The organism is Streptomyces sp. NPDC001889, assembly GCF_053594535.1.
Map to the genome: position 1 here is coordinate 228,633 of NZ_JBSFER010000014.1, position 18,607 is coordinate 247,239.

17 protein-coding genes are annotated in these 18,607 nt (G+C 73.3%); 13 read left to right on the forward strand and 4 right to left on the reverse strand.

What is annotated here, in order from left to right:
- Position 1: 1 nt before the first annotated feature.
- Both ACWCRA_RS18350 and ACWCRA_RS18355 read right to left on the reverse strand, forming a co-directional pair.
- Positions 2–283 (reverse strand): Lrp/AsnC family transcriptional regulator, encoded by a 282-nt coding sequence (locus ACWCRA_RS18350; protein ID WP_351552478.1) that lies wholly within the window; start codon positions 281–283, stop codon positions 2–4.
- Positions 280–1,017 carry a rhomboid family intramembrane serine protease gene (locus ACWCRA_RS18355; protein WP_351552475.1) on the reverse strand — a complete coding sequence of 246 codons (738 nt, stop codon included), beginning with the start codon at positions 1,015–1,017 and terminating at the stop codon, positions 280–282. Before ACWCRA_RS18355 ends, ACWCRA_RS18350 begins: the two co-directional genes overlap by 4 nt.
- Positions 1,018–1,168: 151 nt before the next feature.
- Between ACWCRA_RS18355 and ACWCRA_RS18360 the strand changes: the two genes are divergently transcribed.
- From ACWCRA_RS18360 to ACWCRA_RS18380, 5 genes are all read left to right on the forward strand, one after another.
- The gene (locus ACWCRA_RS18360) at positions 1,169–1,411 is read left to right on the forward strand and encodes a hypothetical protein (RefSeq protein ID WP_351552472.1); all 243 of its coding nucleotides are present in this window, start codon (positions 1,169–1,171) and stop codon (positions 1,409–1,411) included.
- A 34-nt stretch (positions 1,412–1,445) separates the two neighbouring features.
- Positions 1,446–2,807: an NYN domain-containing protein gene (locus tag ACWCRA_RS18365; protein ID WP_351552469.1), complete on the forward strand. Its 1,362-nt coding sequence runs from the start codon at positions 1,446–1,448 to the stop codon at positions 2,805–2,807.
- A gap of 369 nt (positions 2,808–3,176) precedes the next feature.
- Positions 3,177–4,298, forward strand: coding sequence for a C40 family peptidase (locus ACWCRA_RS18370; RefSeq protein ID WP_351552466.1), 1,122 nt, complete (start codon positions 3,177–3,179; stop codon positions 4,296–4,298).
- A 221-nt stretch (positions 4,299–4,519) separates the two neighbouring features.
- The gene (locus ACWCRA_RS18375) at positions 4,520–5,569 is read left to right on the forward strand and encodes an NlpC/P60 family protein (RefSeq protein ID WP_451068053.1); all 1,050 of its coding nucleotides are present in this window, start codon (positions 4,520–4,522) and stop codon (positions 5,567–5,569) included.
- Between the two features lie 29 nt (positions 5,570–5,598).
- Entirely contained in the window at positions 5,599–6,843 is a 1,245-nt protein-coding gene (locus ACWCRA_RS18380; protein ID WP_451068054.1) for a hypothetical protein, read from the forward strand.
- Positions 6,844–7,047: 204 nt separating this feature from the next.
- On the opposite strand, the gene ACWCRA_RS18385 is transcribed toward ACWCRA_RS18380, so the two are convergent.
- A complete protein-coding gene (locus tag ACWCRA_RS18385; protein ID WP_451068055.1) occupies positions 7,048–8,280 on the reverse strand; it encodes a glycosyltransferase 87 family protein in 1,233 nt (410 codons plus the stop codon).
- A 121-nt stretch (positions 8,281–8,401) separates the two neighbouring features.
- Between ACWCRA_RS18385 and ACWCRA_RS18390 the strand changes: the two genes are divergently transcribed.
- Together ACWCRA_RS18390 and ACWCRA_RS18395 are read left to right on the forward strand one after the other, a co-directional pair.
- Positions 8,402–9,544: a glycosyltransferase family 4 protein gene (locus tag ACWCRA_RS18390; RefSeq protein WP_451068056.1), complete on the forward strand. Its 1,143-nt coding sequence runs from the start codon at positions 8,402–8,404 to the stop codon at positions 9,542–9,544.
- 172 nt (positions 9,545–9,716) lie between these two features.
- The gene (locus ACWCRA_RS18395) at positions 9,717–11,333 is read left to right on the forward strand and encodes a GMC oxidoreductase (protein ID WP_351552454.1); all 1,617 of its coding nucleotides are present in this window, start codon (positions 9,717–9,719) and stop codon (positions 11,331–11,333) included.
- A gap of 89 nt (positions 11,334–11,422) precedes the next feature.
- On the opposite strand, the gene ACWCRA_RS18400 is transcribed toward ACWCRA_RS18395, so the two are convergent.
- Entirely contained in the window at positions 11,423–13,219 is a 1,797-nt protein-coding gene (locus ACWCRA_RS18400; protein WP_451068057.1) for an AMP-dependent synthetase/ligase, read from the reverse strand.
- 304 nt (positions 13,220–13,523) lie between these two features.
- Here ACWCRA_RS18400 and ACWCRA_RS18405 point away from each other — a divergent pair, with 304 nt between their 5' ends.
- The 6 genes from ACWCRA_RS18405 to ACWCRA_RS18430 all read left to right on the forward strand — a co-directional run bounded on the left by ACWCRA_RS18405 (position 13,524) and on the right by ACWCRA_RS18430 (position 18,506).
- Positions 13,524–14,279 carry a metallophosphoesterase family protein gene (locus ACWCRA_RS18405; RefSeq protein WP_351544815.1) on the forward strand — a complete coding sequence of 252 codons (756 nt, stop codon included), beginning with the start codon at positions 13,524–13,526 and terminating at the stop codon, positions 14,277–14,279.
- A gap of 131 nt (positions 14,280–14,410) precedes the next feature.
- Positions 14,411–14,860: an SRPBCC family protein gene (locus ACWCRA_RS18410; RefSeq protein WP_351544459.1), complete on the forward strand. Its 450-nt coding sequence runs from the start codon at positions 14,411–14,413 to the stop codon at positions 14,858–14,860.
- Positions 14,860–16,020 (forward strand): ArsA family ATPase, encoded by a 1,161-nt coding sequence (locus tag ACWCRA_RS18415; RefSeq protein ID WP_451068058.1) that lies wholly within the window; start codon positions 14,860–14,862, stop codon positions 16,018–16,020. The genes ACWCRA_RS18410 and ACWCRA_RS18415 overlap by 1 nt, the downstream gene beginning before the upstream one ends.
- 85 nt (positions 16,021–16,105) lie before the next feature.
- Positions 16,106–16,588, forward strand: coding sequence for a DUF5304 domain-containing protein (locus ACWCRA_RS18420; RefSeq protein WP_351544465.1), 483 nt, complete (start codon positions 16,106–16,108; stop codon positions 16,586–16,588).
- Between the two features lie 58 nt (positions 16,589–16,646).
- Complete coding sequence (locus ACWCRA_RS18425; protein ID WP_451068059.1) at positions 16,647–17,588, forward strand: ROK family glucokinase; 942 nt, start codon at positions 16,647–16,649, stop codon at positions 17,586–17,588.
- A gap of 168 nt (positions 17,589–17,756) precedes the next feature.
- A complete protein-coding gene (locus tag ACWCRA_RS18430; RefSeq protein ID WP_451068060.1) occupies positions 17,757–18,506 on the forward strand; it encodes an endonuclease/exonuclease/phosphatase family protein in 750 nt (249 codons plus the stop codon).
- Positions 18,507–18,607 lie beyond the last annotated feature (101 nt).

The following is an 18,607-nucleotide window of genomic DNA, read 5'->3' on the forward strand; positions in this document are numbered from 1 at the left end:
CTCAGGAATCCAGTCCGATCGCGAACGCCGCCTCCAGATCGTGCTGGGAGTAGGTGCGGAACGCCACATGCGTGTCGGTGGCCTCCACCCCGGCGATCCTGCTGATGCGGCCCGGGATCACCTCGGCGAGATCGTCGTGCCGGGCCACCCGGACCATCGCGATCAGGTCGTAGGTGCCGGTCACGGAGAAGACCTCGCTGACGCTCTCCAGCGAGGCGATCGACTCCGCGATCTCGGGGATGCGGTCCACGCTGGTCTTGATGAGCACGATCGCGGTGATCACGGCTTGCTTTCTCCCTCGGTGGCCGCTGCTGGGGTCTTCACTCTAGCCCTACGGCCGAAACGTCCCCATGCGTAGAGAAACCCGGCCCCGAACCCCACGAGATGTGCCAGATACGCCACACCGGGCCCCCCGCTGCCCGCGCCCGACGCGGCCAGCCACTGGAGCGCGAACCAGAAGACCAGCACGATCCAGGCGGGGAAGCGCAGCGGCAGAAAGAAGAGGAAGGGGAAGAGACTGGTGACCCGTGCCCGGGGGAAGAGAAAGAGAAAGGCCCCGAGCACCCCCGAGATCGCTCCCGAGGCCCCCACCAGGGTCTGGTCGGACCCCGCGTTGGCGGCCGCGTAGGCGAAGAGCGCGACATACCCCGTGATCGCGTAGAAGACCGTGAACTCCAGCTGTCCCACACGCTCCTCGGCCATCGCGCCGAAGACGTAGAGAAAGAGCATGTTGCCGAGCAGATGCAGCCAGTTCCCGTGGACGAAGAGCGCGGTGAACGGGGTCAGCAGTGCTCCGGGGTCGCCGCTCGTCAACGCGGAGGGGATCACCCCCCACCGCTCGAAGTAGCCGCTCTGCGCCGCCAGCAGCGCGTCCCCCGTCCCGTAGTCCGGATTCAGCCCCGACACCGGGCTGACCAGGAAGACCGCACTGCAGACGGCGATCACTCCGTATGTCACGGAGGGCCCCGTCGCCGCCCCCCGGAACGCGCCCAGGGCCACGCCCCGCCAATCGACCATGGACAGATCATGGCTTAGTGGAACGGAACGGTACAGAGCGCCTCGCCGTGCCCCTGGACCCCCTTGAGGCCATAGAGTTACGGGGAGTACACCCGCAGTTCGACGGCGCACCGCGGCAACCGCATCCGGACGACGAAAGAGGACGGCACTCATGACGACGGTTCCCTCGCCGACCGCCGGCACCCGCTGGCGCTGCGCACTCTGCGGCAATCTCACCCGCTTCGATGTCACCCGCTCGTCGAAGGTCGTCGAATACGTCCATCTGGACCTGGCCGGAGAGCCCAAGGTCGAGGAGCGCGAGGTTCTCAGTGAGACCATCGAGTCCGTGCGCTGCCGCTGGTGCAACGCCGTGGACAAGATCGAGCTGGTGGACAGGCCAGGCGCGGACTCCTGACGGGGTCCCCGCGGAGGGTATGGGGTGACGGATCGTGGAGCAGCCTGACAGCGGCGCCGAACCGGCCGGTGCGGCCGGGGACGCCGCCGAGGCGCTCGACCGGCCGTTGCCGGAAGGCGTCCGGCGCCGGGTCGTGGCACTGGTCTCGGACGCCTTCGGCGGGCTCACCGTCGGTGAACTCCCGCCCCAGTTGCGGCAGTACGCCCGGTTCACCCCCTCCCGGCGGGCCAAGTTCGCGGGGAACGCGATGGCCGCGGCGCTGGAGAGCGATCCCCTCTTCCGGCAGCGCATCGGCGAGCGGCTCACCCAGGTGCAGACCGAGCTGTGCGCCGCCCTGGCCGCCGGATCGCCGCCCGCCGCCGCCGACCCCCTCGATGTGGCCGCCGCGGCCTATGTGCTCCGGCCCACCGGATGGGTGAAACTCGTCGCCGCGGCCGGCGAGGAGGCCCTGCGCGCGGATGCCGAGCGCGCGGACGAGGCGGGCCGGCGCGAGCTGGACCGGCTCCGCGAGGAGCTGGCGGACGCCCGGGGGCTGACCAAGAGCGAGACCGAGCGGCTGCGGACCGAGCTGGAGACCGTCCGCAAGGAGGCCGAGTCGCTGCGCCGCAAGGTCCGCAGCGCCCAGAGCGACATCAAGCGCGGGGAGGCCGCGCTGCGCCGGGCCGCCGCCGAGATCGAGACCGTGCGGTCGGAGAGCGCCGCCCAGGTGTCGGCGGCCGAGAGCGAGACCCGGCGGCTCAAGGCGCGCCTCGGCGAGGCGGAGGCCGCCGTGGAGGCGGGGCGCAGGGCGGCCAGGGAGGGCCGCTCGATCGAGGACATGCGGCTGCGGCTGCTGCTGGACACCGTGCTGGACGCGGCCCAGGGGCTCCGCCGCGAGCTGGCGCTGCCGCCCGCCTCCCTCCACCCGGCCGACACGGTCGACGCGGTCGAGCCGGGCCGGATGTCCCCCAAGGACATCGCCGCCCGCGCGCTCTCCGAGACCGATCCGGCCCTGCTCGACCAGTTGCTGGCGCTGCCCCAGGCCCATCTGGTGGTGGACGGCTACAACGTCACCAAGACCGGCTATCCCACGATGCCGCTGGAGAAGCAGCGGCTGCGGCTGCTCGGCGGGCTCTCGGTGCTGGCCGCCCAGACCGGGGCGGAGATCACCTGCGTCTTCGACGGCGCGGAGCTGGCGGCCCCGGTGCTGCTCGCCCCGCCGCGCGGGGTGCGGGTGCTCTTCTCCAAGCCGGGGGTGACCGCCGACGAGCTGATCCGCCAGCTGGTGCGGGCGGAGCCGCCGGGCCGGCCCGTGGTGGTGGTCTCCACCGACCGCGAGGTCGCCGACGGGGTGGCGAAGGTGGGGGCGCGGCCGGTCGCCTCGCTGCTGCTGCTGAAGCGGCTCTCCCGGGTCTGAGGTCCCGACCGGGTCCGCCGCGCCGGGTGAACCGCGCTCTCCGCCATGGGGTCGATGTCAACTCATGGCGCCAATGCCCGGATTCATTCGGAAGTGATCGAAACAGACGGTCAAATGCCCCTTACGGCGGGTGCGATACGAGTAAAGAATGCCTCCGTGACCGAGATTTTTCCCGGCAGGATTTGAAGTGATCACAAGTGGGTCACTAAGGTCAGGCTTCGAACCTTCGCGCGGTAGATCACCCATCCGGGGTGGCAGCGGAGGACCGCCGAGTCCGTGCGCCTCAGCAGTCTCCCGGGGGAGCTGTGCGCGCGGAGCCGGGGCGTCCCCTCCCGGTAGGCGGCTCAGAGGAAGAAGGAGCCGTCCTTCGTGGCGTCCCACCGTCGTCCCAAGCATCCGAGCCGCGCCCGTGTGACCGTGCTCACCGCGACCGCCGCCGCCGCTGTGGCCCTCACCTCCCAGACCGCTCAGGCCGATCCCAAGCCGAGCAAGAACGATGTCAAGGAGAAGGTCGACAAGCTCTACCAGGAGGCCGAGAAGGCCACCGAGAAGCTCAACGGCGCCAAGGAGCAGCAGGGCAAGCTCCAGAAGCAGGTCGACAACCTCCAGGACAAGGTCGCCCGCGGCCAGGACGGGCTCAACGAGCTGCGCGACAGCCTCGGTTCGGTGGCCAGCGCCCAGTACCGCTCCGGCGGTATGGACCCCTCCCTCCAGCTCTTCCTCTCCTCGGACCCGGACGACTACCTCGACAAGGCGTCCGCGCTGGACCAGCTCGGCGCCAAGCAGACCGAGGCGATCACCGAGATCCAGACCAAGCAGCGGACCCTCGCGCAGCAGCGCAAGGAGGCGCAGGAGAAGCTCGGCGACCTCGCCGACACCCGCGAGGAACTCGGCGCCAAGAAGAGCGAGGTGCAGGCGAAGCTCGGCGAGGCCCAGCGGCTGCTGAACTCCCTCACCGCCGCGGAGCGGGCGGCGCTCAAGCGCGAGGAGGCCGAGAAGGCCGAGCGCGCCGAGGAGCGGGCCAACCGCGCCACCGAGCGCGAGGACCTCACCAACGCCACCGGCACCACCGGCACCGAGTCCGCGAAGAAGCCCGCCACCAACACCGACACCGGTACGCCCGGCTCCGGGAAGCCCGCGTCGGGGCGGGCCGCCGCCGCGTACAGCGCGGCCCAGGGCAAGCTGGGGGTGCCGTACGTCTACGGCACCGCCGGCCCCAACTCCTTCGACTGCTCGGGCCTCACCTCCTGGGCCTTCGCCCAGGCCGACATCTCCATCCCCCGCACCTCGCAGGCCCAGACCGGCATCGGCACCCGCATCAACTCGCAGAGCGATCTCCAGGTCGGGGACCTGGTGTTCTTCTACTCCGACCTGCACCACGTCGGCTTCTACGCGGGCAACGGCCAGATCCTGCACGCCCCGCGCACCGGCGCGGTGGTGCGGTACGAGTCCATCAACAACATGCCGTACATGTTCGGCGTGCGCGTCTGACCCGGCGCCCCACCCGGCCGGGCCGCCGAAAGGCCCGGCCGTGCCGCCCAATCGGGCGAATTCCCGCTCCCCTCGCTGACGCCGCGCCCCGCCGGTGACCTGTGGTCTCCCGGCGGGGCGCGGTCGCGCGCGCCCTCCGGGGTCTTTGGCCGCCCCGTGGTCACCCGGCTACTGTCTGCCGCGCAACAGCCCCTGTGTATCCGCAGAAGGGAGCGCGGTCCGTGGTGTCCCATCGACGGCCCTCACAGCCCGGCCTCACTCACAGCGCCAGGACCACGGTCCTGACCGCGGCGGCCGCGGCCACGGCCGCCGCCGCTCTCGGGGCCGTACCCGCGAGCGCCGACCCGCACGACACACCGCGGACGCCGTCGTCGCAGAGCGCGCAGACCCGGGTGGACCGGCTGTTCGCGGAGGCCGAGCGCTCCACCGAGAAGTTCAACGAGGCGGGCGAGCGGGCCGGGGAGCTGCGCCGGGTCGTGGCCAGGACCCAGGACGGGGTGGCGCGCGGACAGGAGCGGATCAACCGGATGCGGCAGGCGCTCGGCTCGGTCGCCGGGGCTCAGTACCGCTCGGGCGGGGTCGACCCCACCCTCGATCTGCTGCTCTCCTCCGATCCCGACACCTATCTCGCCCGCGCCGAGGCGCTCCAGCGGATCGGCGAACACCAGCACGGGGTCCTGCGGGACTTCCAGCGGGTGCGGCGCGATCTCGCCCAGCAGCGCGCCGAGGCCGCCCGCGCGCTGGCCGAACTGGAGCGCAGCCGGGCCGCGGTGGGCCGCCACAAGCGGGCCGTGGAGCGGAGGCTCACCGAGGCCCAGCGGCTGCTGAACTCCCTGACGGCGCGGGAGCGGGAGCGGTACGACCGGGCCTCGCGCGCCCGGCGGGACGACGCCCCGCCCGGCCCGGCCGGCGCGGCGCCCGCCTCCTCCCGGGCCGCCGCCGCGCTCAGGGCCGCGCGCGGAGCGGTCGGCCGCCCCTATGTGTGGGGCGCCAACGGGCCCGCCGGGTTCGACTGCTCCGGGCTCACCCAGTGGGCGTACGGGCAGGCGGGTGTCGGGCTGCCGCGCACCTCCCAGGCCCAGCGCGGCGCCGGCCGGCGGGTGGCGCTCGCCGACGCCCGGCCCGGCGATCTGGTCGCCTACCGCGACGACGCCAGCCACATCGGGATGTACGCCGGCAACGGCCAGGTCGTGCACGCGCCCTATCCGGGGGCCGCGGTGCGCTACGACCCGGTCGGCATGATGCCGGTCTCCTCGGTCACACGCGTCTGACCCGGGCCGCGTTCCGTACGATCGGCGGCGTGGCGGATCACGGATACGGACGGCGCGCGGTGGTGCGGACGGCGGGGCTCTCGCTCGCGGCGGCCCTGATGGCGCCCGCGCTCCTCACGGGGTGCGGTACCTCGGCCCCGGCGTCCGACGCCGCCGTCCGCTCCATCCAGCGCACCCTCGACGCCCGCGCGGCGGCGGTCCTCGCCGGTGACGAGCGCGGCTATCTCGCGGCCGTCGCCCCGGGGGCGGAGCGCCTGCGGGCCGAGGAGTCCCGGCGCTTCCGCGGTCTCGCCCGGGTGCCGTTCGGATCGTGGGAGTACCGGCTCGGCGCGGTGGACCGCCGGGGGGACCGGGCCGTGGCCGGGGCTGAGCTGCGCTACCGCGTCAGCGGGTACGACAAGGGGCCGGTGACCGCCGCCCGGACGCTGGAGCTGGTCCGGGAGGGGGACCGCTGGTACGTGACGGCGGACCGGGTCGCCGAGGGGGGCGCCGAGCAGCTCTGGGAGCAGGGCGAGGTCACGGTGGTGCGGGGGAAGCGGAGCCTGATCCTCGGGGTCGGCCAGGAGCCCGCCCGGCTGGAGGCGCTCGCGGTCACCGCCGACCGCTCGGTGCCGGCCGTCACGGCGGCGTGGCCGTCCCGCTGGGCCGGGCGGGTGGTGATCCTCGTCCCGTCGACGCTGGAGGACATGGGGGCGCTGCTGGGGGCGCCGGCCTCCGGGTACCGGGGGATCGCGGCGGTCACCACCGGGGAGACCGGCGGGTCGGGGGAGTCGCCGGCGGACCGGGTGATCGTCAATCCGGCGGCGTACGGGGTGCTCGGGGAGTTCGGCAAGGAGGTGGTGCTGACCCATGAGACCACCCATGTGGCGACCCGCGCGCACACCTCACCGGCGACGCCCATGTGGCTCTCCGAGGGGTACGCGGACTGGGTCGCCTACCGCGCCACCGACCGCACCGCCCCGCAGACGGCCCCGGAACTCCGCCGCGAGGTGCGGCGCGGTGCGCTTCCGGCGGAGCTTCCCTCGGACGGGGACTTCGCCTTCGGCGGGACGCCGCAGGAGCTGGCCCGGGCGTACGAGGGAGGGTGGCTGGCGTGCGAGCTGATCGCGGAGGAGTGGGGGGAGAGGAGGCTGGCGGAGTTCTACCGGGTGGTGGGGGCGGGGGAGCACCGGGGGGCGGCGGTGGAGAAGGCGATGTCCGACATCCTGTCCACCACTCCCCGTGCCTTCACCACCCGGTGGCGCACGTATCTCGCCCACCGCCTGGGCGGGTGATCCGGGGTACATCCAGCCTCGCCGGCGTTTGAGGCGCGGGGGTGGCCCCCGAACCCCCCGAACCCCCCGAACCCCCCGAACCCCCCGAACCCCCCGAACCCCCCGAACCCCGGCCCGCACGGTGCGGGCGAGCTTCCCCGGAGCTGCCCCCGGGGGTGCCCCGGGGCGGGCCGGGTTTGCTCGGGTGTCCCGTCGCGCGGGGACTCACACGGTGGATCGGCTGGGGGTGTCCGTGGGGCCGCGCACCGCGGAGGGCCTGCCCGAGGGCGGCCAGAGGCGCGCGCAGCCGAGCGCCGTCGCGGCCACCAGAAGCGCGTTGCGCAGCGTCAGCGCCACCAGCCCCGCCCCCTCACTCGCCACCACCCCCGAAAACCACACCGGAAACTCCAACCCCGTCATCCCCGTCGCCCCCAACACCACCCCCACCACCCCACCCATCCTGCTCCCCCCGAACGTCATGCACACCGCCCCCACCCCCACCACCCACACCATGTACTGCGGACTGATCACCCGGCTCGTCGCCGTGAACAGCAGCACCGCCACCAGCGCCGCGTCGCACAGCGTCGCCGGCCCGAACTCCCGCACCCGTACCCGCCACACCACCACCCACCCCAGCGCCCCCACCGCGAGCGCCAGCGCCACCCCCGACACCAGCGGCACATACGGCCCGAGGAACTCCACCGAGCCGTAGTGGAGCACCGCCCTCCCCTCCCAGCCCGCGTACCGGGCGGCGTGGAACACCATTCCCCCCAGCGACTCCACCTCCGTCCCCCGGTCCCGCTGGAACGTCAGAAAGGCCAGCGCCCCCGGCATCGCCGCCAGGAACACCAGCGTCAGCCCGCCCGCGGTGACCCCGGCCGCCGCCCACGCCCGCCGGGTCGCCCGGCCGCGCGGGACCCCCACCAGCAGCAGCACCGGCCAGACCTTGAGCAGCGCCCCGAACCCCGCGAGCACCCCCAGCGCCCGGGGCCGCCGCGCCCCCGCCAGCAGCGCCGCCACCGCGACGGCGGTGACCATCAGGTCGTACCGCGCGTAGACGGTCGGCCCGAGCAGCGGCACCCCCACCGTCCACACCCACGCCCCGCGCGGCGACCTCCCGGCCCGCCCGCCCGCGTACGCCAGCAGCGCGTACACCGCCGCGTCGCAGACGAGCACCGACGCGAAGAAGCCCCCCGCGTACCCGAGGAGGGAGAACGGCGGCAGCCCGGGCGCGAGGATCGCGAGCGCCGCGCCCGGCGGGTACTGCCAGGTGACGTCGGAGAGCGGGAAGGCACCGGTGCGCAGGATCTCGTACCAGCCCCGGTAGATCACCGACACATCGGTGGTGACATCGGGGCCCGGGAACGGCAGGACCTTGGAGACGCACAGCAGCAGACCCGCCCGGGTGATCACCCACACCAGGAGCCGGGTGCGGGGGCCGCCGTATGCGCCCGTCATGAGATCTCGTCCAGTTCGTCATGGTTTGCGAAGCTGCCCCATGATGCCGTGCGCGCCACCGCCCGGCGATCGGGCAGGGCCGTTCGGCGCCCTCCCCGGATTTCGGTACTGTCGGCTGACCATGCACAAGACCTTGATCGTGACCAATGACTTCCCGCCGCGCCCCGGCGGCATCCAGGCGTTTCTGCACAACATGGCGCTCCGGCTGGACCCGGACCGCCTGGTGGTCTACGCCTCCACCTGGAAGCGGGGGCGCGAGGGCGTGGAGGCGACCGCCGCGTTCGACGCCGAGCAGCCGTTCACCGTCGTGCGCGACCGCGCGACGATGCTGCTGCCCACCCCCGCGGTCACCCGCAGGGCGGCCGGGCTGCTGCGCGAGCACGGCTGCGCGTCGGTGTGGTTCGGCGCCGCCGCCCCGCTCGGGCTGATGGGGCCGGCCCTGCGCCGGGCGGGCGCGCGGCGGCTGGTCGCCACCTCGCACGGCCACGAGGCCGGCTGGGCGCAGCTGCCCGCCGCCCGGCAGCTGCTGCGCCGGATCGGCGAGGGCACGGACACGATCACCTATCTGGGCGAGTACACCCGCTCCCGGATCGCCGCCGCGCTCACCCCGGATGCCGCCGCCCGCATGGCGCAGCTCCCGCCCGGTGTGGACGAGAAGACCTTCCACCCGGACTCGGGCGGCGCCGCGGTCCGCGCGCGGCTCGGGCTCAGCGACCGCCCCGTGGTGGTCTGTGTCTCCCGCCTGGTGCCCCGCAAGGGCCAGGACACCCTGATCCGCGCGCTGCCCGCCATCCTCGCTCAGGTCCCGGAGACGGTTCTGCTGATCGTCGGCGGCGGCCCCTACGAGTCCGATCTGCGGCGGCTCGCCCGGGAGACCGGCGTCGCCGCCTCCGTGCGCTTCACCGGCGCGGTGCCGTGGTCGGAGCTGCCCGCCCACTACGGCGCCGGTGATGTCTTCGCCATGCCCTGCCGCACCCGCCGGGGCGGTCTGGACGTGGAGGGCCTCGGGATCGTCTACCTGGAGGCGTCGGCCACCGGGCTGCCGGTCGTCGCGGGCGACTCCGGCGGCGCGCCGGACGCCGTGCTGGAGGGCGAGACCGGCTGGGTGGTCACCGGCGGCTCCGCGCCCCAGTCCGCCGAACGGATCGTCGCACTGCTCCAGGACCCGGAGCTGCGCCGCCGGATGGGCGAGCGCGGCCGGCGCTGGGTCGAGGAGAAGTGGCGCTGGGATCTGCTGGCCGAGCGGCTCCGCACCCTGCTCTGAGACCCGCGCCCGGGCGTCGTCCGCCGCCGTCGGCCGTCCCGGTCATCCACCGGATATGACGGGACGTTCCTGACACTTCGTCGATCGGCGCGCCACGTCGTGCGTCCGGCCGGAATCGGATTCTCTGCCACGCGGTATGGGCAGAACTCCGGTTCTCACCGATGATCAGCCCATGAGCTTACATCTGACGCGCCGTCATATGCTCGGCGCCGCCGCCCTCCAGACCGCCGCGGCCCTCGGCTTCACCCGTATCGGACTCTCCTCGGCCGCGGCCGCCGAACCCCCGGCCGGCGACCACGCCCCCGCCGTCGTCATCGGTTCCGGATACGGCGCGGCCGTCGCCGCGCTCCGCCTCGGTCTCGCCGGGGTCCGCACCGTCGTCCTGGAGATGGGACGGCTCTGGGACACCCCCGGCCCCGACGGGAAGCTCTTCTGCCCCACCATCAGCCCCGACAAGCGGTCCATGTGGTTCCGCACCCGCACCGAGGCACCGCTCGCCACCTTCCTCTGGCTGGATGTCATCAACCGCGGCATCGCCCCCTACCCGGGTGTCCTGGACCGGGTCAGCCACGGCGACATGTCCGTCTACCTCGGCCGGGGCGTCGGCGGCGGGTCGCTGGTCAACGGCGGCATGGCGGTCACCCCGCCCCGCTCCTACTTCTCCCGGATCCTGCCCGGCGTCGACGCCGACGCGATGTACGGCACGTACTTCCCGCGCGCCCGCCGGATGCTCGGCGTCAACGACATCGACCCGGCCTGGTTCGAGTCCACCGAGTGGTACCGCTACTCCCGGGTCTCCCGCGCCCACGCCCGCCGCGCCGGCCTGGAGTCCGTCTTCGTGCCCAACGTCTACGACTTCGGCTACATGCGCCGCGAGGCGGCCGGCCAGGTCCCCCGGTCGGCCCTGGCCGGTGAGGTCCTCTACGGCAACAACCACGGCAAGCGCAGCCTCGACAAGTCGTATCTCGCCGCCGCCCTCGCCACCGGCAACGTCACCATCGAGACCATGAGCCGGGCCCGGGCCATCCGCCGGCAGCGGGACGGGTACGTCCTGACCGTCGACCGCTCCGACCTCTCCGGCCGCGTCACCCGGACCGACGAGATCGCCTGCGCCCGGCTCTTCCTCGGCGCCGGCAGCCTCGGCACCACCGAACTCCTGCTGCGCGCCCGGGAGACCGGGGCGCTGCCGGAGCTGAACGGCGAGGTCGGCCTCGGCTGGGGCCCCAACGGCAATGTGATGACCGCCCGCGCCAACCACCTCTGGGACCCCGTCGGCGTCCGGCAGTCGACCATGCCCGTGCTGGGCATCGACGACCCCGGCAACCCCGTCGGCCCGGTCTTCGCCGAGATCGCCCCGCTGCCGATGGGCCTCGAACACTGGATCAGCCTCTATCTGGCGATCACCAGGAACCCCGAGCGCGGCAGCTTCCGCTACGACGCCGCCACCGACTCGGCGAGGCTCGACTGGACGCGCTCGCAGAACGAGCCATCGCTCCGCGCGGCCAGGTCGCTCTTCGACCGCCTCAACCGCGCCAACGGCACCATCCACCGCTACGACCTCTTCGGCGGCAACCGGACCTTCGCCGACGACTTCACCTACCACCCGCTCGGCGGCTGCGTCCTGGGCCGGGCCACCGACGGATACGGACGCGCCGCGGGCTGCCCCGGGCTCTATGTCGTCGACGGCTCGCTGGTGCCCGGCTCCATCGGGGTGAACCCCTTCGTCACCATCACCGCCCTCGCGGAACGGAACATGGAACGGATCATCCAGGAGGACATCGCCGGCTGATCCGGAGCCGGCCCGGACCTGCCCCGGCCCGGCCCGGCGGGCCGGGCCGGGGCAGGTCCGGGAGAGATCAGGGGTGGTCAGGGGGGTGGTCACCCCCGGTAGATCGCCTCGATCTCATCGGCGAAGTCCTTGGCCACGACATTGCGCTTCAGCTTCAGCGACGGCGTGATGTGGCCGGCCTCCTCGGTGAACGGCGCGGCGAGAATCCGGAACTTGCGCACCGACTCCGCCTTGGAGACGGCCGCGTTGCCGTCGTCCACCGCCCGCTGCACCTCGGCCAGCAGCTCCGGGTCCCCGCGCAGCTCGGCCGCCGTCGACCCCTCGGGCCTGCCGTGCTCCGCCGCCCAGCGGCCGAGGAAATCCTCGTCCAGGGTGATCAGCGCGCCCACGAAGGGCCGCCCGTCGCCCACCACCATGCACTCGCCGACCAGCGCGTGCGCGCGAATCCGGTCCTCGATCACGGCCGGAGCGACATTCTTGCCGCCCGCCGTCACCAGGATCTCCTTCTTGCGGCCGGTGATCGCGAGATAGCCGTCCTCGTCCAGGGTGCCGATGTCCCCGGTGTGGAACCAGCCGTCGGCCAGCGCCTCGGCGGTCGCCTCCGGGTTGTTCCAGTACCCCGTGAAGAGGTGCTCGCCGTGGAGCAGCACCTCGCCGTCGTCGGCGATCCGCACCACGGACCCGGGCAGCGGCTGCCCGACCGTGCCGATCTTCTGCCGGTCCGGCGGGTTGAACGCGGTGGCGGCGCAGGACTCGGTGAGGCCGTACCCCTCCAGCACGGTGAACCCGATCCCGCGGAAGAAGTGCCCCAGCCGCTCACCGAGCGGCGCGCCGCCGGAGATCGCGTGCTCCACCCGGCCGCCGAGCACCGCCCGCATCTTGCTGTAGACGAGCTTGTCGAAGATCCGGTGCTTGATCCGCAGCCCCAGCCCCGGACCCTGGGCGGTGTCCAGCCCCCGGCTGTAGTCGATCGCGGTCTGCGCGGCCTTGTCGAAGATCCTGCCCTTGCCGTCCGCCTGCGCCTTGGCCCGGGCGCCGTTGTAGACCTTCTCGAAGACCCGGGGGACACCGAGGATCAGCGTCGGACGGAAGGTGGCCAGCTCATCGGTGAGACGGCTGATGTCGGCGACACAGCCCAGCTTGATCGGGGCCATGATCGCGGCCACCTCCACCAGCCGCCCGAAGACATGCGCGGCCGGCAGGAAGAGCAGCACCGAGCACTCGCCGGTACGGAAGAGGGGCTTCAGCCGCTCGACCGCGTTGCCGCACTCCGCGAAGAAGGCGCGGTGGGTGAGCACACAGCCCTTGGGGCGCCCGGTGGTGCCCGAGGTGTAGACGATCGTCGCCGGGTCGTCCGCCTTGGCGGTCTTGCCGCGCTCGTCGACGGTGGCGTCGGAGATCTCCGCGCCCGATGCGACCAGCTCCCCGACCGCGCCCGCCTCGATCTGCCAGATGTTCCGGAGCGCGGGCAGCCGCTCCCGTACCGACTCCACGGCCTCGGCGTGCGCCGCGCTCTCCACCAGCGCCCCGACCGCGCCCGAGTCGGAGAGAATCCACGAGACCTGCTCGGCGGAGCTGGTCTCGTACACCGGCACGGTCACCGCCCCGGCGCTCCAGATCGCGAAGTCCAGCAGCACCCACTCGTAGCGGGTACGGGACATCAGGGCCACCCGGTCGCCGGGCTCCACCCCCGCCGCGATCAGGCCCTTCGCCGCGGCCCGCACCTCCGCCAGGAACTGGGTGGAGGTCACATCGGTCCAGACGCCCGCGACCTTTCTGCCCACCACGGCCACATCGGGGTGCTGGGCGGCGTTGCGGCGGATCAGATCCGTCAGATTGCCGTCCGAAGGGACCTCGTACAGGGCCGGAAGGCTGAACTCGCGCAAGACTGCTGCTCCTCATCGGGCGCCGGCGCCACGGCTCTGTGTGTGATGCACCGGTTGCGGTCCATGGACGGGCGGATGCTCATCTCTGGGGTGAGCACGACTGGACTGCCCGGACGTTACCCACCAGTACCGCTGCCGGATAGGGGGTTCCGGCCAGATGTTCGCTGCGTCACACGCGTATGACAGTACTTCGCGAGGGTAGTCCACACCCCCGCCCAGCAGAAAGAACGACCGGCCCAACCCCTCTGTCCAGCGGCCGAGCAGTCGCTCTAGGCTTCACGCCATGCCAGGCACCCGGGTGAATGTGGTCAGCGATGTACACGGCAACGCCAGAGATCTCGCCAACGCGGGCGACGGCGCCGACGCCCTGATCTGCCTCGGCGACCTCGTTCTCTTCCTCGACTACGCCGATCACTCGCGCGGCATCTTCCCCGATCTCTTCGGCACCGAGAACGCCGATCTGATCGTGAGCCTGCGCACCGCCCGCCGCTTCGAGGAGGCGCGTGAGCTGGGCCGCAGGCTCTGGGCCGGGCTGGAAACGGACCGCGACACCGCCATCGAGTCCGCCGTGCGCAAGCAGTACGCCGAGCTGTTCGCCGCCTTTCCCGCACCGACGTACGCCACCTACGGCAATGTCGACATCCCCGCCCTCTGGCCCGAGTACGCCCGGCCGGGCACCACCGTGCTCGACGGCGAGCGCGCGGAGATCGGCGGCCGGGTCTTCGGCTTCGTCGGCGGCGGGCTGCGCACCCCCATGCGCACCCCCTACGAGATCTCCGACGAGGAGTACGCCGCCAAGGTCGAGGCCCTCGGCGAGGTCGATGTCCTCTGCTCCCACATCCCGCCCGACGTGCCCGAGCTGACCTACGACACCGTCGCCCGCCGCTTCGAGCGCGGCAGCCCCGCCCTCCTCGACGCGCTGCGCCGCACCCGCCCCCGGTACGCCCTCTTCGGCCATGTCCACCAGCCGCTCGCCGCCCGGATGCGGGTCGGCGCCACCGAGTGCGTGAACGTCGGCCACTTCGCCTCCACCGGCCGCCCCTGGACCCTCTCCTGGTGACCCCTCCCGGTGCTCCCTCCCGCCGCTCCGGCGACCTCGGACCGGTGCGCGGAGGGCGGTACGGTCCGCGATAGCCTGCAACCACACCAATCATCCCCAGGGCCGTACCGCACTGTTGAGGAGCCGCAGCGATGGCGGAACACACCAGCTCAAGCATCACCATCGAGGCGGCACCGGCCGATGTCATGGGAGTGATCGCCGACTTCGACCGCTACCCGGAGTGGACCGGCGAGGTCAAGCAGGCCGAGGTGATCTCGCGGGACGGCGAGGGCCGCGCCGAGCAGGTCCGGCTGGTGCTGGACGCCGGAGCGATCAAGGACGACCACACCCTCGCGTACACCTGGAGCGGCCCCCACCAGGTCAGCTGGACCCTGGTGAAGTCGCAGATGCTGCGCGCCATCGACGGCTCGTACACCCTCACCCCCGTCGGCGGCGGCGACCGCACCGAGGTCACCTACCGGCTGACCGTCGACGTCAAGATCCCCATGCTCGGGATGATCAAGCGCAAGGCCGAGAAGGTCATCATCGACCGCGCCCTGGACGGGCTGAAGAAGCGCGTCGAGAGCGGACCCGCCGCCTGATGCGCAGGGTCCTCGTCACCGGCCTCGGCGGCGCGGGCCGGACCACCGTCGCCGCGGCGACCGCGCTGGCCGCCGCCGGCCCCGGGAGACGGGTGCTGTTGCTCTCCGCCGACCCCGGGGAGGTCCTCGGCACCCCGGTGACCCGCACCCCGGCCGAGGTCGCCGAGGGGCTCTGGGCCGCCCGGATAGACCCCGGAGCCGACTTCCGGGCCGAATTCCTCGCCCTCCAGGAGCGCGCCGCCGCCGGACTCGATCTCCTCGGCACCGCCGGGCTCGCCGAGGAGGAGCTGACCGAGCTGCCCGGCAGCGAGCAGTTCGCCCTGCTGCGCGGCCTCGCGGAGGCCGCGGCGGGGGAGTGGGATCTGACCGTCCTCGATCTGCCGCCGGTCCGCGACACCATCGCCCTGCTCGCCCTCCCCGCGCAGCTCCGCCGCTATCTGCGCCGGCTGCTGCCGCCCGAGCGGCAGGCCGCCCGCGCGCTCCGTCCGGTCCTCGCCCAGCTCGCCGGGGTGCCGATGCCCGCGCGGTGGCTCTATGAGACCGCCGCGCGCTGGGACACCGAGCTGGCCGCCGTCCAGTCGCTGATCGAGTCCCCCGACACCGGGCTGCACCTGGTCGCCGAGCCGGGCCCGGCCGCCGCCGGCGCCCTGCGCGCCGCCCGCACCGGGCTCGCCCTCCACGGGCTGCCCGCCGCCGCCCTGCTCGCCAACCGGGTCCTGCCCCGGCACTCCGCCGACACCTGGCTCGCCGCGCTCGCCGCCCAGCAGGAGAAGACCCTCCAGGAGTGGTACGGGGAGTGGGGCTCCGCCGTCCGTGAGATCCCGCACCTGGGGCGCGACCCTCGGGGCCCGGAGGATCTCGCGGAGATCGGCGCGGCCACCGCCGTCACCGGTCCCGGGGAGCGGGAATCGCCGGTGGAGGACCGGCGGGCGGAGGACGGCACCCTCGTGTGGGCGCTCCCGCTGCCCGGCGCGGAGAAGAAGGATCTCGGTCTGGTGCGCCGGGGCGATGAACTGCTCCTCCGGGTGGGCCCGTTCCGCAGGATCGTTCCGCTGCCGTCCGTGCTCCGCCGCTGCACCGTCTCCGGCGCCGCGCTCGCCGACGGCACCCTGAGGGTCCGCTTCACCCCCGACCCGGCGCAGTGGCCGCGTACGCCCTGAGCCGGCCGCTGAACGGCGCGCGTCCGTTCGGGTACCGTCGGAGGTACCGAGCGACCACAGCCGACCCCCCGTGCAGGAGTACGTCATGAGCGATGCCACCGAGCGTCCCGAAGCCGACGCCGACGCCTGGGCCGAGGCATGCGCCGAGGACCTCGCCGCCGAGAAGGCCCGCCGCCGGGCCGAGTACGGCACTCCGCCCGGCTCGGCCGCGGAGGAGCTGCGCAAGCTGTTCGGCGCGGTCGCCGACAAGGTCACCGAGTTCCAGGGCTCGCTGCCCGGGATCGCCGCGCAGAGCGCTGTGCAGCAGTTCGTCAGCCAGGCGAAGTCCGCCGTCGAACCGGTCATCGAGCGCAACCCCCAGGTCTTCGACCACCTCGCCGCCGCCGGCGGTGAGCTGCTCGCGGCCTACCGCTCCGCCGTCGAGGGGCAGGAGCGCCGCTGGACCCGGAACCCCACCAGCGGTGAGGGCCCCGCCGCGAAGGACCCCTCCGACCCGCGCGACACGAGCGGTCCGCGCGGTCCGCGCGACGGGGACCCCGGCCCGGGCGAGCAGATCGACCTGGACTGAGCGGCCCCGGAGACCCGCTCCGACCAGGGGTGTCACGGCCCTCGGGTACGGTTGGCCCATGGCACTCACCATCGGCGTTGACATCGGCGGGACGAAGATCGCGGCGGGCGTCGTCGACGAGGAGGGCACCATCCTCGAAACCCATACGGTGCCCACTCCGTCGACCCCCGGAGGGATCGTCGACGCCATCTGCACGGCGGTCGGCGGGGCCGGTCGGGGCCATGAGATCGAGGCCGTCGGGATCGGCGCGGCCGGGTATGTGGACGACAAGCGGGCCACGGTCCTCTTCGCGCCGAACATCGACTGGCGGCACGAGCCGCTGAAGGACAAGGTCGAGCAGCGGGTGGGGCTGCCCGTGGTCGTGGAGAACGACGCCAACGCCGCCGCGTGGGGCGAGTACCGCTTCGGCGCGGGGCAGGGGCACGAGGACGTCATCTGCATCACCCTCGGCACCGGGCTCGGCGGCGGGATCATCATCGGCAACAAGCTGCGGCGCGGGCGCTTCGGCGTGGCCGCGGAGTTCGGGCACATCCGGGTCGTCCCGGACGGGCTGCTGTGCGGCTGCGGCAGTCAGGGCTGCTGGGAGCAGTACGCCTCCGGCCGGGCCCTGGTCCGGTACGCGCGGCAGCGGGCGTACGCGACCCCCGAGAGCGCGGAGATCCTGCTCGGCCTGGGGGACGGCACGGTCGAGGGGATCGAGGGGAAGCACATCAGCGCGGCGGCGCGGGAGGGGGACCCCGTGGCGGTCGACTCCTTCCGCGAGCTGGCCCGCTGGGCGGGGGCGGGGCTGGCGGACCTGGCGTCGCTCTTCGACCCCTCGGCGTTCATTGTCGGAGGGGGGGTCTCCGACGAGGGGGAGCTGGTTCTGGCGCCGATCCGGAAGTCGTTCCGCCGCTGGCTCATCGGCTCCCAATGGCGACCCCACGCCCAGGTCCTCGCCGCCCAACTCGGCAACAAGGCGGGCCTCGTGGGCGCGGCGGACCTGGCTCGCCAGGGGTAGCCCGCTTGCGCGAGGGGGTTGTGCCCCGTCCGCCCGTTTGATGTGCGCCCTCCCAGCCTCGCCGGCGTTTGAGGCACGGGGGTTCGGGGGCCGGCCCCCGACGGTGGGGTCGCGCGGTGCGGGGGCGTCCTTGAGCGGTGGCGGGCGCCGCGCGCATAGGCTGAGGGCATGGGTACCGCACGCCCCGGCGGCGAGGACCTCCGCGTCCTCAGCTACAACATCCGCTCGCTCCGCGACGACTTCCCCACCCTCACCCACATCATCCGCACCTCCACCCCCGACCTCCTCTTCCTCCAGGAAGCCCCCCGCTTCTTCCGCTGGCGCCACCACGCCGCCCGCCTCGCCGCCGCCACCGGCCTCCTCGTCCTCGGCGGTGGCGCCCCCGCCGCCGGCCCCCTCCTGCTCTGCTCCCCGCGCGTCGGCGTCGAGCGCACCGAGGACATCCTGCTGCCGCTCACCCCGGGCCTGCACCGCCGCGGCTTCGCCACCGCCGTCGTACGGATCGGCGGCGCCCGCGTCGGCCTGCTGAGCTGTCATCTCAGCCTGCGCCGCGACGAGCGCCACACCCAGGCCGGCCTGCTCCTCGACCACCTCGCCGCCATGGATGTCCCGCACACCATCGCCGCCGGAGACCTCAACGAACCCCCCACCGGCCCCGCCTTCCGCCGGATCTCCGCGGAGTTGCAGGACTGCTGGGCCGTCGCCCCGCGAGGCGGCGAGCACACCTATCCGTCCACCGCCCCGACCCGCCGGATCGACGCCGTCTTCGCCGGCCGGGGCCTGCGCGTCCTGGGCTGCGGCGTCCCGGACGACCTCCCCGGCATCACCCCGGCGGACTTCGGCGCGGCCACCGACCACCTCCCGGTCCTGGCCACGCTCAACCTCCCCGTACCCCCGGTGCTCCCCGTGCTCCCCTAGGTCGTTTCTTTCGGATCGTGCCGGGCTCGCGAGCCCCGGCACCGCGCCTCGCCGCGTTGTCGTCGGTCGCCGACGCTCCGCGTGGGCTCCCTCCTCCGCCT

Coding starts and splice junctions, on each gene's coding strand:
- ACWCRA_RS18355 (WP_351552475.1), bottom strand. CDS start 1,017: ATGGTCGATTGGCGGGGCGTGGCCCTGGGCGCGTTCCGGGGGGCGGCG.
- ACWCRA_RS18360 (WP_351552472.1), top strand. CDS start 1,169: ATGACGACGGTTCCCTCGCCGACCGCCGGCACCCGCTGGCGCTGCGCA.
- ACWCRA_RS18385 (WP_451068055.1), bottom strand. CDS start 8,280: ATGACGGGCGCATACGGCGGCCCCCGCACCCGGCTCCTGGTGTGGGTG.
- ACWCRA_RS18390 (WP_451068056.1), top strand. CDS start 8,402: ATGCACAAGACCTTGATCGTGACCAATGACTTCCCGCCGCGCCCCGGC.
- ACWCRA_RS18395 (WP_351552454.1), top strand. CDS start 9,717: ATGAGCTTACATCTGACGCGCCGTCATATGCTCGGCGCCGCCGCCCTC.
- ACWCRA_RS18410 (WP_351544459.1), top strand. CDS start 14,411: ATGGCGGAACACACCAGCTCAAGCATCACCATCGAGGCGGCACCGGCC.
- ACWCRA_RS18415 (WP_451068058.1), top strand. CDS start 14,860: ATGCGCAGGGTCCTCGTCACCGGCCTCGGCGGCGCGGGCCGGACCACC.
- ACWCRA_RS18420 (WP_351544465.1), top strand. CDS start 16,106: ATGAGCGATGCCACCGAGCGTCCCGAAGCCGACGCCGACGCCTGGGCC.
- ACWCRA_RS18425 (WP_451068059.1), top strand. CDS start 16,647: ATGGCACTCACCATCGGCGTTGACATCGGCGGGACGAAGATCGCGGCG.
- ACWCRA_RS18430 (WP_451068060.1), top strand. CDS start 17,757: ATGGGTACCGCACGCCCCGGCGGCGAGGACCTCCGCGTCCTCAGCTAC.